Origin of the sequence: Cellulomonas alba (assembly GCF_030362835.1) — a bacterium.
Lineage (GTDB): Bacteria > Actinomycetota > Actinomycetes > Actinomycetales > Cellulomonadaceae > Cellulomonas > Cellulomonas alba.
In genome coordinates, this window is the sequence record NZ_JAUCGQ010000001.1 from 2,736,087 (window position 1) to 2,750,375 (window position 14,289).

At 73.9% G+C, this 14,289-nt stretch carries 9 protein-coding genes; all 9 read left to right on the plus strand.

Annotated elements, in window-relative coordinates; translation table 11 throughout:
• The first annotated feature begins 58 nt into the window (after nt 1–58).
• The 9 genes from QRT04_RS12460 to QRT04_RS12500 all read left to right on the plus strand — a co-directional run bounded on the left by QRT04_RS12460 (nt 59) and on the right by QRT04_RS12500 (nt 14,285).
• Nucleotides 59–1,312, plus strand: coding sequence for an MFS transporter (locus tag QRT04_RS12460; RefSeq protein WP_289455606.1), 1,254 nt, complete (start codon nt 59–61; stop codon nt 1,310–1,312).
• A 3-nt stretch (nt 1,313–1,315) separates the two neighbouring features.
• Nucleotides 1,316–2,998, plus strand: coding sequence for an arginine--tRNA ligase (argS, locus tag QRT04_RS12465; protein WP_289455607.1), 1,683 nt, complete (start codon nt 1,316–1,318; stop codon nt 2,996–2,998).
• A 158-nt stretch (nt 2,999–3,156) separates the two neighbouring features.
• Nucleotides 3,157–4,530: a diaminopimelate decarboxylase gene (gene lysA, locus QRT04_RS12470; protein WP_289455792.1), complete on the plus strand. Its 1,374-nt coding sequence runs from the start codon at nt 3,157–3,159 to the stop codon at nt 4,528–4,530.
• Nucleotides 4,531–4,871: 341 nt separating this feature from the next.
• On the plus strand, nt 4,872–7,082 hold the full coding sequence (locus QRT04_RS12475; RefSeq protein WP_289455608.1) for an Ig-like domain-containing protein: 2,211 nt from the start codon (nt 4,872–4,874) through the stop codon (nt 7,080–7,082).
• A 159-nt stretch (nt 7,083–7,241) separates the two neighbouring features.
• The gene (locus tag QRT04_RS12480; RefSeq protein ID WP_289455609.1) at nt 7,242–8,549 is read left to right on the plus strand and encodes a homoserine dehydrogenase; all 1,308 of its coding nucleotides are present in this window, start codon (nt 7,242–7,244) and stop codon (nt 8,547–8,549) included.
• Nucleotides 8,549–9,619, plus strand: a complete 1,071-nt coding sequence (gene thrC, locus QRT04_RS12485) for a threonine synthase (protein WP_289455610.1) — start codon at nt 8,549–8,551, stop codon at nt 9,617–9,619. The genes QRT04_RS12480 and thrC overlap by 1 nt, the downstream gene beginning before the upstream one ends.
• An 11-nt stretch (nt 9,620–9,630) precedes the next feature.
• Nucleotides 9,631–10,623 (plus strand): homoserine kinase, encoded by a 993-nt coding sequence (thrB, locus tag QRT04_RS12490; RefSeq protein ID WP_289455611.1) that lies wholly within the window; start codon nt 9,631–9,633, stop codon nt 10,621–10,623.
• Nucleotides 10,624–10,937: 314 nt separating this feature from the next.
• The gene (rho, locus tag QRT04_RS12495) at nt 10,938–12,908 is read left to right on the plus strand and encodes a transcription termination factor Rho (protein WP_289455612.1); all 1,971 of its coding nucleotides are present in this window, start codon (nt 10,938–10,940) and stop codon (nt 12,906–12,908) included.
• Between the two features lie 102 nt (nt 12,909–13,010).
• Entirely contained in the window at nt 13,011–14,285 is a 1,275-nt protein-coding gene (locus tag QRT04_RS12500; RefSeq protein WP_289455613.1) for an acyl-CoA thioesterase/bile acid-CoA:amino acid N-acyltransferase family protein, read from the plus strand.
• The last annotated feature ends 4 nt before the right edge of the window (nt 14,286–14,289 follow it).

Genomic DNA, 14,289 nt, shown 5'->3' on the forward strand with positions numbered 1-14,289 from the left:
TGTGAACGCTCCGGCGGCGCGGCCGCCGGCCGAGAGCCCCCACGAGGAGACCGAACGAGTGACCGACCCCGTCCTGGCGCCCTGGCGCGGGCGCCTGGTGGTGCTGGCCGGCGTCGTCCTCGTGGGCCTCAACCTGCGCATCGCGGTCGCCGCCGTCTCGCCGATCCTCGACCTCGTGCGCGAGGACGTCGCGCTGTCGTCCGCCCAGACCGGGCTGCTCGGCACGATCCCCGTCGTCTCGTTCGCGATCTTCGGCTCGCTCGCCCCGCCGATCGGCCGCAAGGTCGGACTCGAGCCGACGATGATCGGCGCGCTCCTCCTCTCGGCCGTCGGCGAGCTCGCGCGCGCCGCGGCGCACACCGCCCCCGCGTTCCTCGCGTGGTCGGTCATCGCGCTCGCGGGCATGGGCATGGGGAACGTGCTGCTGCCGCCGCTCGTCAAGCGCTACTTCCCGGACCGGATCGGGCCCGTCACGGCGTCGTACTCGGTGGCGCTCTCGATCAGCACCGCGGTGCCCCCGCTGCTCGCGCACCCGCTCGCCGAGGCCCACGGGTGGCGCGTCGCGATCGGTGTGTGGGCGTTCGTCGGCGTCGCGGCCGCCGTGCCGTGGGTCGTGGTCGTCGCGCGGTCGATGACAGCCCGCGCGCACCTGCGCGAGCTGCTGCGCCGGGCGCCCCGCGCCGGGCAGTCGGAGCTGACGACCGCGCCCGCGCCGGGAGTCGCCCGGCTCGTGTGGCGGTCGCCGACCGCGTGGGCGCTCGCCATCACGTTCGCGATGAACTCGCTCGGCACGTACGTGCTGTTCGCGTGGCTGCCGCAGGTGCTGAGCGACGCGGGGCTGGGCGACGAGGTGGGCGGACGGTGGCTGGCGCTGTTCGCGATCCTCGGTCTGCCGGCGTCGCTGCTCGCGCCCGTCGCGACCGCCCGGATGCGGAACCCGTTCCCGCTCGTGGTCGGCTTCGTGACCCTGTGGGCCGCGGGCTACGTCGGCCTGCTCGTGGCGCCCGCGCACGGCACGGCGCTGTGGTGCGTGCTGCTCGGCATCGGCAACGGCACGTTCCCCGTGCTGCTCGCGCTGATCGGCCTCCGGTCGGCGACGCCGGCGGTCGCCGTGGCGCTCTCGGGGATGGTCCAGGGCGTCGGGTACGCGATCGCCGGGCTCGGGCCGGTCGGCATCGGCCTGCTGTACGACGCGACGGGCAGCTGGGACGTGCCGATCGTCGTGCTGCTCGTGCTGCTCGGCGTGCTGGTGGGCGCGGGTTGGCGCGCCTGCCGGCCGGGTCTGGTGGGCGAGCCCGTCGCCTACCCTTGACGTGTGACCCCCGATCAGCTCGCCGCGGCGCTGCGCGCCGCCCTCGTGCAGGCCGTCGACGACGGCACGTTCGCTCTCGACCCCGCGCAGATCCCGGCGACCGTGCACCTCGAGCGACCCCGCCAGCGCGAGCACGGCGACTGGGCCACGAACGTCGCGATGCAGCTCGCGAAGAAGGCCGGCACGAACCCGCGAGCCTTGGCCGAGGAGCTCGCGAAGCGCGTGACGGCGGTCCCGGGCGTCGCGGCCGTCGACGTCGCAGGTCCGGGGTTCCTCAACATCCGCCTCGACGCGGCCGCGGCGGGCGAGCTCGCGCGGTCGGTCGTCGAGCAGGGCGCGGCCTACGGCCGCGGTGACGGACTCGCGGGCGTGCGGATCAACCTCGAGTTCGTCTCGGCGAACCCGACCGGCCCGCTCCACATCGGCGGCGTGCGCTGGGCGGCCGTCGGCGACAGCCTCGCGCGCGTGCTCCAGGCGTCGGGCGCCGACGTCACGCGCGAGTACTACTTCAACGACCACGGCGCGCAGATCGACCGCTTCGCGCGCTCGTTGCTCGCCCGCGCGCGTGGCCTCGCGGCGCCCGAGGACGGGTACGGCGGTCAGTACATCTCCGACATCGCCGACCAGGTGATCGCGGACGCTGCCGCAGCGGGCGAGCCCGACCCGCGGACCCTGCCCGACGCCGAGGCGACCGAGGCGTTCCGCGCGCGCGGCGTCGAGCTGATGTTCGGCGAGATCAAGACGTCGCTGCACGACTTCGGCGTCGACTTCGACGTCTACTTCCACGAGGACTCGCTGCACGAGTCGGGCGCCGTGGACCACGCCGTCGCGCGGCTGCGCGAGCTCGGCCACGTCTTCGACGCCGACGGCGCGACGTGGTTGCGCACCACCGACTTCGGCGACGACAAGGACCGCGTCGTCATCAAGTCCGACGGCGAGGCGGCGTACATCGCGGGCGACATCGCGTACTACCTCGACAAGCGCGAGCGCGGCTTCGACCGTGTCGTGATCATGCTGGGCGCGGACCACCACGGGTACATCGGCCGCATGATGGCCGTCTGCGCCGCGTTCGGGGACACGCCGCACGTCAACCTCGAGATCCTCATCGGCCAGCTCGTGAACCTCGTGAAGGACGGGCAGCCCGTCCGCATGAGCAAGCGCGCGGGCACGGTCCTGACGATCGACGACCTCGTCGGCACGGTCGGCGTCGACGCCGCGCGGTACGCGCTCGCGCGCTCGTCGGCGGACTCGTCGATCGACCTCGACCTCGACCTGCTGGCGTCGGCGAAGAACGAGAACCCCGTGTACTACGTCCAGTACGCGCACGCCCGCACCGCCGCCGTGGGTCGGAACGCGGCCGACGCCGGCGTCCGGCGCGAGGACGGCTTCGACGCGAGCCTCCTGGACGACGAGAGCGAGGCGACCCTGCTCGGGCTGCTCGCCGACTTCCCGCGGATCGTGGCCCAGGCCGCCGAGCTGCGCGAGCCGCACCGGGTCGCGCGGTACCTCGAGGACGTCGCCGGCGCGTACCACAAGTGGTACGACAAGAAGCGCCGCGTCGTGCCGTTCGGCGACGAGGAGGTCACCGACGCGCACCGCACGCGGCTGTGGCTGAACGACGCGACCCGCCAGGTGTTCGCGAACGGGCTGGGGCTGCTCGGGGTCAGCGCCCCGGAGCGCATGTGAGCGCGCCGGAGGGCGCGGAGCGGCCGCAGGTTCGCGAGCAGACGGGCACAGCGAGCGCGCCGGAGGGCGCGGAGCGGCCGCAGGTTCGCGAGCAGACGGGCACGGTGAGCGCGCCGGAGGGCGCGGAGCGGCCGCAGGTTCGCGAGCAGACGGGCACCCTGGCGGGGGCCGGGACCTGCGGCGAGCCGTGGTCGCGCGGGGTCGCGCGTGACGAGGCCGGCGCGCTGACCGTCGCGGGTGTCCCGGTCGCGGAGCTCGCCGAGCGGTTCGGCACACCCGCGTACGTGCTCGACGAGGACGACCTGCGCGAGCGCGCGCGCGCGTACCGACGCGCGTTCGAGGCGGCGTTCGCCGAGTTCGGCGCCGGTGTCGACGTGTACTACGCGGGCAAGGCGTTCCTCTCGGTCGCGGTCGCCCGCTGGGTCCACGAGGAGGGCCTCCGCGTCGACACCGCCTCGGGCGGCGAGCTCGCGGTGGCCCTGCGGGCGGGCGTCCCCGGCGCGGACATCGGGCTGCACGGCAACAACAAGTCGGACGACGAGCTGCGCCAGGCGCTCGCCGCGGGCGTGGGCCGGATCATCGTCGACTCGCTCGTCGAGGTGGACCGCGTCGCGGACCTCGCGGCGGCGGCGGGCGTCGTCGCGCCGGTGATGGTCCGCGTCACGACCGGCGTGCACGCCGGCGGCCACGAGTTCATCTCGACCGCGCACGAGGACCAGAAGTTCGGTCTCTCGATCGCCGCGGGCGGGGACGAGCAGGGCAGCGACAGCCCCGCGATGCGCGGCCTGCTCGCCGTCCTCGCGCGCCCCGAGCTGCGCCTGCTCGGCATCCACTCGCACATCGGCTCGCAGATCCTCGACCCCAGCGGGTTCGAGGTCGCGGCCGCCGCGGTGCTCCGCCTGCGCGCCGACCTCGCCGAGCGGTCGGGCGTGCTGGTGGCCGAGGTCGACCTCGGCGGCGGCTACGGCATCGCCTACCTGCCGGGCGAGGTCGCGCTCGACGCCGACCGGATCGCCAAGGACGTCGCGTCGTCGGTCGCCGCGAGCGCCGCGGAGCTCGGCACGCCGCTGCCGCGGTTCTCGATCGAGCCGGGCCGCGCGATCGTCGGCCCCGCGGGCCTGACGCTGTACACGGTCGGCACGGTCAAGCCCGTGCGCCTCGACGACGACCGCACGCGCCTGTACGTCTCGGTCGACGGCGGCATGAGCGACAACATCCGGCCCGCGCTGTACGGCGCGCGCTACCACGCGGAGCTCGCGAGCCGGACCTCGGACGCCGAGCCGGTGCTCGCGCGCGTCGTCGGCAAGCACTGCGAGAGCGGCGACATCGTGGTCCACGAGGTCGACCTCCCAGCCGACGTGCGCGCCGGCGACCTGCTCGCGGTGCCGGCGACGGGCGCGTACGGCCGGTCGATGGCGTCGAACTACAACCTGCTGACGCGTCCGCCGGTTGTGGCGGTGCGCGGCGGCCAGGCCCGGACGCTCGTCCGGCGCGAGACCGTCGACGACCTGCTGGCACTCGACCAGGGGTGAGGCGACCGGCCGGGCGGCGGTGAGCCGCGTCCGGCCGTGCTCGACGAGGCTGGGCCGGAGGCGGCGCGGTCGGGGTTTCTCCCGGCCGCGCCGTCTCCCGTTTCCGCTCGCCGGGACACGGGCCGCGACCATTCGCGGAATAGTTCAGCGCGCGATCATTCCCACGAGATGGCCAAGGTTTCCTCGTGAATTGCTCACGCATTCCCAAAGGTCCCGGAAAGTTCACCAAGAGTCAGTCCAGAATTGTCTCGGCATTCCGCACGGCGGCCCCGGCCGCCCGATTCCGAAGGGCTGAAACGGAACCGATGACGAACACTCGAACGACGACGTGCCGCCGCCGCGTGGCGACGACCCTGGCGGGCTCGGTAGCGCTCGCCCTCGCGGCGACGGCCTTCACCGCGATCCCCTCCCAGGCGGCCGAAGGCCGGCCTCTCACCGCATCCACCGTCGCGAGCCTCCAGGCCGGCGGTGTCCTCCCCAAGATCAGCAAGAAGCCGACCCTCGACGGCAGCAAGAGCCTCTCCGACCAGGACGGATGGTCCTTCGCGACCAACGCCGGCGTCGACTTCGCCGTGAACGCCGACGGCGAGCTGCGCCTCTCGAACGCCACGACGAGCGGCGTCATCGACCAGCTGGTGTCGCCGGCGCTCGACGTCCCCGCGAGCGAGTCGGCCGGCTACGACCGCTTCGACGCCGAGTTCACCGTGGCGTCCGCGACGGGCGGCTTCCAGCCGGGCCTCCGTATCGAGGTCGCACCCGACAACGGCCACGGCTCGCGCTCCGGTGGCACGTTCACGCTGTGGCACAACCCGGCCACCGAGAAGCTCGAGATCGGTGCCGTCTGGTCGAACCCCCAGGGTGGCTGGTCGAACACGACGCTCGCTGCCGTCGACCCGACGCAGGCGCACACGATCAGGATCTCCGAGCGCTTCGTGGTGAACGGCACGGATGTCGCCGACGTCTACGTCGACGGCGCGTTCGCCGGCCGCGTCGGCACCTACGAGAGGTACGAAGGCAGCGGCCAGGGGAGCATCAGCTCGCTCCTGTTCCGCGCGTCGCAGGCCGTGCCGAACGCGTCCGGAGCCGACTGGGACGTGCAGCCTGCCGTCCCCGGCACCGAGGGCGCCGGCTTCCTGATCAGCGACCTCAGCTACTCGGCGGAGGCCACGGAGGCGCGCTCGCTGAACCGGGTCGCGGTCACCGCCGCGTCCCACGTGAAGTCGCTCGACTTCTTCCAGGTGGACGAGACCAGGTCCGCCGGCCACAACGAGCTGACCGCCGACGGACTGCACGTCTGGACCGACGACAGCTCGAGCAACGCCAAGGCCGCGATGTACCGCGCGCTCCCGAAGGCCATGCCGCTCGCCGAGGTCGGTCAGCCGACCATGACGTTCGCGGACGGCGCCACGGGCGCCCTGCCCGGCCTGCAGCTGGGCATCGACCGTGACGGCAACGGCACGTGGGACGGCTACCTCGTGCAGGAGGGCGACACCTACGGCGGCGGCACCTGGTGGACCAACAAGGACTACTTCGGCGTGCCGTCGGGCGGCGGCTACGCGTCGCTCGGCACGCTCGACGACTACCTGACGGCCAACCCGCAGGCGCAGGTCCTGTCCTTCGGCTACTCGCTCGGCTCGGGCGTCCAGGGCGATGCCACGATCTCCTCGATCACCGTCGCCAACACCAGGTACACGTTCGCCAAGGAGATCGCGTCCTCGGTGTCGGCGTCGCCGGTCAAGCAGGTCGCGGGCGCGACCGCCGTCCTCCCGGTCGTCGTCAACCCGGGCGCGTCGACCGGGACCGTCACGGTCACGAAGGGCTCGACGACGCTCGGCACCGCGTCGGTCGTGAACGGCAAGGCGAACGTCACGCTCGCCGCCGGCAAACTCGCGGTCGGCGCGCACACCGTTCAGGTGGCCTACTCCGGCTCGAGCACGACCGCGGCGAGCACGACCACGGCCAAGGTCACCGTCTCGAAGTCGGCGGCCACGATGTCGGCGAAGTGGTCGAGCGCACGCTACGGCACTGCCGCGACGGTCGACGTGACGGTCAAGGGTGCGGCGGGCGACGCGACCGGCAAGGTCGAGGTCCGCGAGGGCAGCAAGGTGCTCGCCACCAAGACGCTCGCGAACGGCAAGGCCACGGTGTCGCTGCCGAAGTCGCTCTCGGTCGGCAAGCACCCGCTGAGCCTGCGCTACCTGGGTAGCTCGACCGTCGACGCGAAGTCGGCGTCGAAGACGCTGACGGTCTCCAAGGCCACGAGCAAGTCGGCCGTGAAGCTGTCGTCGTCGAAGGTCAAGCCCAGCCAGCGGGCGAAGACCACCGTGACCGTCACCGCGCCGAACCTCAAGCCGAACGGCAAGGCGACGATCGTGATCCAGTCGCAGAGCGGCAAGGTCGTGAACGTCGACGTCACGGTCAAGAACGGCAAGGTCACCAAGTCCCTGCCGCGACTGCTGGCCGGCAGGTACAAGGTGAGCGTCACGTTCGCCGGGTCCTCGACGATCTCCTCGTCGACCAGCGCGGCGAGCAACCTCACCGTGACGTGGTGATCGTCCGCCAGCCGCGATGACCACGGCGGGGCGGTCCGGGTTGCTCCCGGGCCGCCCCGTCCTCCATCCCGTGTCGCCGCGTCGCTGGACGGCCCACGGACGCGCGGCCGTCCAGCCCTATCCTTGGCGCGTCAGTCCCCACCCCTCGGAGGTCTCGTCGTGCCCGACTCGCTGCGCGTCGCCCTGCTCGGCTGCGGCGTCGTCGGGACGCAGGTCGCGCGCATCCTGACGACGGACGCGGACGACCTCGCGGCGCGGGTGGGTGCGCCCCTCCAGCTCGCGGGCATCGCGGTGCGCAACCTCGAGGCGGAGCGCGACGCGTCGATCGACCCCGCGTGGCTGACCACCGACGCCGAGGCGCTCGTCGACGGGGCCGACGTCGTCGTCGAGCTCATGGGCGGCATCGAGCCGGCGCGCACGCTGATCCTGCGCGCGCTCGCGAAGGGCGCCGCGGTGGTCACCGCCAACAAGGCGCTGCTCGCGCAGCACGGCCCGACGCTCTTCGAGGCCGCCGACGCCGCGGGCGCCGACCTCTACTTCGAGGCCGCGGTCGCGGGGGCCATCCCGATCGTCCGGCCGGTGCGCGAGTCGCTGGCAGGCGACCGGGTGCGGCGCGTGCTCGGCATCGTCAACGGCACCACCAACTACGTGCTCGACCGCATGGCGACCGAGGGCCTCGACCTCGACCAGGTCGTCAAGGAGGCGCAGGCGCTCGGCTACGCCGAGGCCGACCCGACGGCCGACGTCGAGGGCTACGACGCCGCCGCGAAGGCCGCCATCCTCGCGAGCCTCGCGTTCCACACGCGCGTGAGCCTCGACGACGTCGACCGCGAGGGCATCACCGGCATCAGCGCGGAGGACGTCGACTGGGCGCGCCGCCAGGGCTACGTCATCAAGCTCCTCGCCGTCGCCGAGCGCTACGACGACGGTCCGGACGCGCCGGGCGTCCAGGTGCGGGTGCACCCCGCGCTCGTGCCCGAGGCGCACCCGCTCGCGGGCGTGCGCGGCGCGTTCAACGCGGTGTTCGTCGAGGCGGAGGCCGCGGGCGAGCTCATGTTCTACGGCCGCGGCGCGGGCGGCGTCCCGACGGCGTCGGCCGTGCTGGGCGACGTCGTCTCGGTCGCGCGCCACCGCGTGCTCGGCGGGAAGGGGCCGGTCGAGTCGTCGTACGCGGCGCTCCCCGTGCTGCCCGCGACCGCGGCGCGCACCCGCTTCCAGCTGCGCCTCGAGGTCGTCGACCGGCCGGGCGTGCTCGCCCAGGTCGCGGCGGTCCTGGCCGGCCAGGACGTCTCGATCGAGGCGGTCCAGCAGACGCCCGCGCCCGACGGGATCGGCGCCGAGGCCGCGACGCTCGTCATCACCACGCACGTCACCACCGAGCTCGCGCTGCGCGTGACGGCCGAGGCGCTGGGGAGCCTCGACGTCGTGCGGCGCGTCGTGTCCGTCCTGAGAGTCGAGGGAGCCTGATGGCCCAGCAGTGGCGCGGCGTCATCGCCGAGTACGCCGACCGCCTGCCCGAGCACGTCCGTCGCACGGTCGTGACGCTGGGGGAGGGCGGCACGCCCCTGGTCGCGGCGCCCGTGCTCTCGGAGCGGGCGGGTGCCGAGGTGTTCGTCAAGGTCGAGGGCATGAACCCGACCGGCTCGTTCAAGGACCGCGGCATGACGTCGGCGATCTCGGCGGCCGCCGACCGCGGCGCGAAGGCCGTGGTCTGCGCGTCGACCGGCAACACGTCGGCCTCGGCCGCGGCGTACGCCGTGCGCGCCGGCATGGTCTGCGCGGTGCTCGTGCCCGACGGCAAGATCGCGATGGGCAAGCTCTCGCAGGCCGTCGCGCACGGCGCGAAGCTGCTCCAGGTCGACGGCAACTTCGACGACTGCCTCGTCGCGGCGCGCAAGCTCGCCGAGGCGTACCCGGTCGAGCTGGTCAACTCGGTGAACCCGGACCGCATCGAGGGCCAGAAGACGGCCGCGTTCGAGATCGTCGACGCCCTCGGCGACGCGCCCGACATCCACGTGCTGCCCGTCGGCAACGCGGGCAACATCACCGCGTACTGGAAGGGCTTCCGTGAGTACGCGCAGGACGGTCCGGCGACGCGCACGCCCGTCATGTGGGGCTTCCAGGCGGCGGGCGCCGCGCCGATCGTGCTCGGCCACCCCGTCGACGAGCCCGAGACGATCGCGACGGCGATCCGCATCGGCAACCCCGCGTCGTGGCAGCAGGCCGAGGAGGCGCGCGACACGTCGGGCGGCCTGATCGAGGCCGTCACCGACGAGGAGATCCTTGCGGCGCACCGCGTGCTCTCGGCCGAGGTCGGCGTCTTCGTCGAGCCGGCGTCCGCGTCCGGCGTCGCGGGGCTGCTCAAGCTCGCCGCCGCGGGCTGCGTGCCGGCCGGCGCGCGCATCACGATCACGGTCACGGGCCACGGCCTCAAGGACCCGCAGTGGGCGCTCCGGACGCCTGACGGCGGCGACGTGCAGCCGGTCCGCGTCACGGCGGACGTCGTCTCGATCGCCGACGCGCTCGGCCTGGACTGAGAGGCCCGACGATGCGGCTCGGCGCCGACCACGTGCGCGTGCGCGTGCCCGCCACCAGCGCGAACCTCGGCCCGGGGTTCGATGCGCTCGGCCTCGCGCTCGCGCTGCACGACGACCTCGACGTGCACGCGCTCGGGACGCCGGACGTCGTGGTGGAGGTGACCGGCGAGGGTGCCGGGCAGGTGCCCGACGACGAGCAGCACCTCGTGGTCCAGGCGCTGCGGCTCGCGCTCGACCATGTCGGTGCGCCGCAGTCAGGTGTGCGGCTCGTGTGCCGCAACCGGATCCCGCACGGCCGCGGGCTCGGGTCGTCGGCGGCCGCGGTCGTCGCGGGCGTGCTGGCGGCGCGCGGGCTCGTCGGCGAGCCCGATGCGCTGCCGGACGACGTGGTGCTGCAGCTCGCGGCGCAGATGGAGGGGCACCCGGACAACGCGGCGCCCGCGGTGCTCGGCGGTGCGACCGTCGCATGGGCGGAGGGCGCGCGGTTCCACGCGGCGCCCGTCGCGGTCTCCGAGGAGCTCGCCCCGGTCGCCATCGTGCCGGCGCAGCACCTGTCGACCAAGGCTGCGCGCGGCGTTCTCCCGTCGCACGTGCCGCACGGCGACGCCGCCTTCCAGGCGGGACGCGCCGCGCTGCTCGTGGAGGCGCTCGGGCGGCGCCCCGACCTGCTGATGACCGCGACGCAGGACCGCCTGCACCAGGAGTACCGCCGGCGCGTGATGCCCGACTCGCTCGCGCTGGTCGACGCGCTGCGCGCGCGGGGCGTCGCGGCGGTGGTCTCGGGCGCCGGGCCGACGGTGCTCGCGCTCGCGCGGCGCCTCGGGGCCGCGGGCGCCCCCGCGGTCGGCGGGGACTCCGCCGTCAGGACCGACGCCGACGACGCGATCGCCGCGGCCTTCGGCGGTGCGATGGGCGGCTGGCGCGTGCTGCCGCTCGCCGTCGACCGGGAGGGCGCGAGCGTGCGGCGCGTCGTGGGCGACCTGGCCGGCGACCGGCTGCGCTGACGCGCTCGACCGACCCCCTCGGAGGCCGCCGGTTGACCCGTTCGGGTGACCCGCGGCGCGGCCGCTCGGGTGGCCGGGAGGCCATGTCGACAGTGATAACATCGACGCGTTCCCCCCGTTGACCGCCTGACTCAGGCGTAGCCACCACGTCCCCGCGGTCGTCGGCGGGCGGGGAGCATCCAAGCCCACGTGCGCAGACGTCGCGGACGTCGTCTGTGCGGCGCGTGCGCTTCCGAATCTCGTCCAGGTCAGCTGAGACCGGACGCCGGCCGAGTCCTCAGGACGCCGGCCACCGACGAGGGGAAGGGTCCTTCGTGACAGACACCATCGAGCCCGCGGTGAGCGCACCGGCATCCGGTGCGACGGGCATCTCGGCACTGCGCCTGCCCGAGCTGCAGGCCATGGCCGCGCAGCTCGGCGTCAAGGGCACGTCGAAGATGCGCAAGGGCGACCTCGTCGCGGCGATCACCGCCGCGCGCGGTGGCTCCAGCCGTACCGCCGCCCTCGAGCCGCGCCGCGCCGAGACCGTGGCAGTCGCCGAGCCGCCCGCGCAGGAGCGCGCCGAGCCGGCTCCCGAGCGTCGCCGCGAGGCCGGGCAGAACGAGGCCCTCGCGGGTCTCGAGGCCGCGCTGGACGCCAAGCTCGGCCCGGGCGACGACCGCTCCACCGCTCCGTCGGGCGAGCGCCGCTCGCGCCGCGCGGGCCGTGGCGCCGGCGCGCCCGTCGCCGCCGACGAGCGCACCGAGCGTGCCGAGCGGTCGGAGCCGGACGCCGACCGCCAGCAGGGCGGCCAGCGTCAGCAGGTCGACCGCGAGCAGCCCGACGGTCGCCAGGACGGCAGCCGCCAGCAGAACCGCCAGAACCAGCAGGGCAACCGTCAGCCGCAGGGCCAGCAGGCCACGCAGGGGCAGACGGCGCCGAACGCGCAGGGCCAGACCGGCGCGCAGACGCAGGCCGGCCCGCACCTCGACGACGACGACGAGCGCGGCGGCCGTCGCCGTCGCTCGCGCGACCGGTACCGCGACCGTGACCGCAAGCGCGGCCGTGGGGGCCGTGCGGGCGTCGACCTGTCCGGACTCGACGACATCGAGGTCAGCGAGGACGACGTCCTGCTGCCCGTCGGCGGAATCCTCGACGTGCTCGACAGCTACGCGTTCGTGCGGACGTCGGGCTACCTGCCGGGCGCGAACGACGTCTACGTGTCGCTCGGCCAGGTCAAGAAGTACGGCCTGCGCCGCGGCGACGCGGTGACCGGCGCCGTCCGCCAGCCGCGCGAGGGCGAGCAGACGCCGCAGCAGGGCAGCCGACCGAACAAGTTCAACGCGCTCGTGCGCCTCGACACGGTCAACGGCATGACACCCGACGAGGCCCGCGCGCGTCCCGAGTTCACCAAGCTGACGCCGCTGTACCCGCAGGAGCGCCTGCGCCTCGAGCTGCCGGACCCGGCGCGCCTGACGCCGCGCGTGATCGACATCGTCGCCCCGATCGGCAAGGGCCAGCGCGGCCTCATCGTCGCGCCCCCCAAGGCCGGCAAGACGATCGTCATGCAGCAGATCGCCAACGCCATCACGACCAACAACCCCGAGGTCCACCTCATGGTCGTGCTGGTCGACGAGCGGCCGGAGGAGGTCACCGACTTCGCGCGCACCACGAAGGGCGAGGTCATCGCGTCGACGTTCGACCGCCCGGCCTCGGACCACGCGATCGTCGCCGAGCTCGCCATCGAGCGCGCCAAGCGCCTCGTCGAGCTGGGCCAGGACGTCGTGGTGCTGCTCGACGGCATCACGCGCCTCTCGCGTGCCTACAACCTGGCCGCGCCGGCGTCGGGCCGCATCCTCTCCGGTGGTGTCGACGCCGCAGCGCTCTACCCGCCGAAGAAGTTCTTCGGCGCCGCCCGCAACATCGAGAACGGCGGCTCGCTGACGATCCTCGCGACCGCTCTGATCGAGACCGGCTCGAAGATGGACGAGGTCATCTTCGAGGAGTTCAAGGGCACCGGGAACATGGAGCTGCGCCTGTCGCGCTCGCTCGCGGAGAAGCGCATGTTCCCCGCGATCGACGTCAACAGCTCGAGCACGCGGCGCGAGGAGCTCCTCATGTCGCGCGACGAGCTGCAGATCATCTACAAGCTGCGTCGCGTGCTCGGCGCGCTCGACCAGCAGCAGGCGACCGAGCTGCTGATCGGCAAGCTGAAGGACACGAAGTCGAACGTCGAGTTCCTGCTCCAGGTGCAGAAGACGACGCCCGGCGGCCTCTTCGGCGACGAGGCGGGCCGCACGGTCTGACGCGTCCCTGGCCCTGCCCGACGGCCCCGCGCTCCCGAGAGGGAGGCGGGGCCGTCGGCTGTCCCGCGGGCGGACGACGCGGCCCGTGAATACGGTGCAGACGTGACCTCGGCCGTCCGGCGCGCACTCGTCGGTGCCGGCGCGCTCGCGACCGCCGCCGGTGTTCTCGCCGGCTGCACGAGCGCGGGGCAGCCGATGGTCGTCACGACCGCCGCGCGGACGACGATCGACGGGCCGCTGCACGTCCGGGTCACGGGGGCGCCGGCGGGCGAGGACGTGGTCGTCAGCGTCGAGTCGACCGATGCGACGGGCACGGCGTGGCGGTCGTCGGCCACGTACGAGGCGAACACGTCCGGAGTCGTCGACGTCGATACCACGGCGAGCGTGAAGGGCACCTACACCGGTGTGTCCGGGACGGGGCTCGTGTGGTCGATGCGTCCCGTCGGCACGGCCGACGCCGCGTACATCTGGCGGCGCACGGGCCCCAGCTCGTTCCGCGTGACGGTCAGGGCGGGCGACGCGACGGCGTCCGCGAGGTTCGAGCGCGGGCTCACGGCCACCACGCTGGAGCACCGCGAGGCGTCCCTGGAGTCCGACGGTTTCGTCGGCGAGCTCTGGTCGCTGCCTGCCGGCACGCAGAAGCACCCGGCCGTGCTCGTGATCGGCGGTTCGGAGGGCGGGATGAACTCGTTCCTCGCGGCCTCGTTCGCAGCTCACGGGTACCCGTCGCTCGCCGTTGCCTACTTCAAGGCCCCTGGGCTGCCGCAGACGCTCTCCGCCATCCCGCTCGAGTACTTCGAGCACGCGCTCGACTGGCTGGCCGCGCAGCCCGGCGTCGACCCGAGTCGGATCGTCGTGGCCGGCGGTTCCCGCGGCAGCGAGGCGGCCGAGCTCCTCGCCGTTCACGACCGTGAGCGCGTCCACGGGCTCATCGGCGCGTCGCCGAGCGACGTCGTCGGGTGCTCGATCCCCGACTGCGACGGGCCCGCGTGGACCCTCGGCGGCAAGGCGGTGCCGTACACGCGCACGTGGAACGACCCCCGGGCGACTGACAACCCCCGGGCGGTGATCCCGTTGGCCAAGGCCGGCGGGCCGGTGCTGCTGGTCTGCGGCGAGGCGGACACGCTCTGGGACTCGTGCGCCTACTCCCGAGCGGCGATGGCCGCGCTCGACGCGGACCCGCAGGCGCCACCCCACGAGCTCGCTGCGGAGCCCGGTGCCGGGCACTTCGTCGACCAGCTCGTCCCCGGCGAGCCCGAGGTGTCGCCCACGGAGTACACCGCCGCGCAGCACGCCATGGAGCAGGCGGTGATGCCCGACGTCTGGCGGCGGGTGCTGGCGTTCCTCGCGGCGCTCGGCGGCTCCGCGCCCGGCTGACAGG

What these genes read in the sequence shown, in the direction of transcription:
- thrC (WP_289455610.1), top strand. Translation starts at nt 8,549, where the DNA reads ATGGCCCAGCAGTGGCGCGGCGTCATCGCCGAGTACGCCGACCGCCTG.
- thrB (WP_289455611.1), top strand. Translation starts at nt 9,631, where the DNA reads ATGCGGCTCGGCGCCGACCACGTGCGCGTGCGCGTGCCCGCCACCAGC.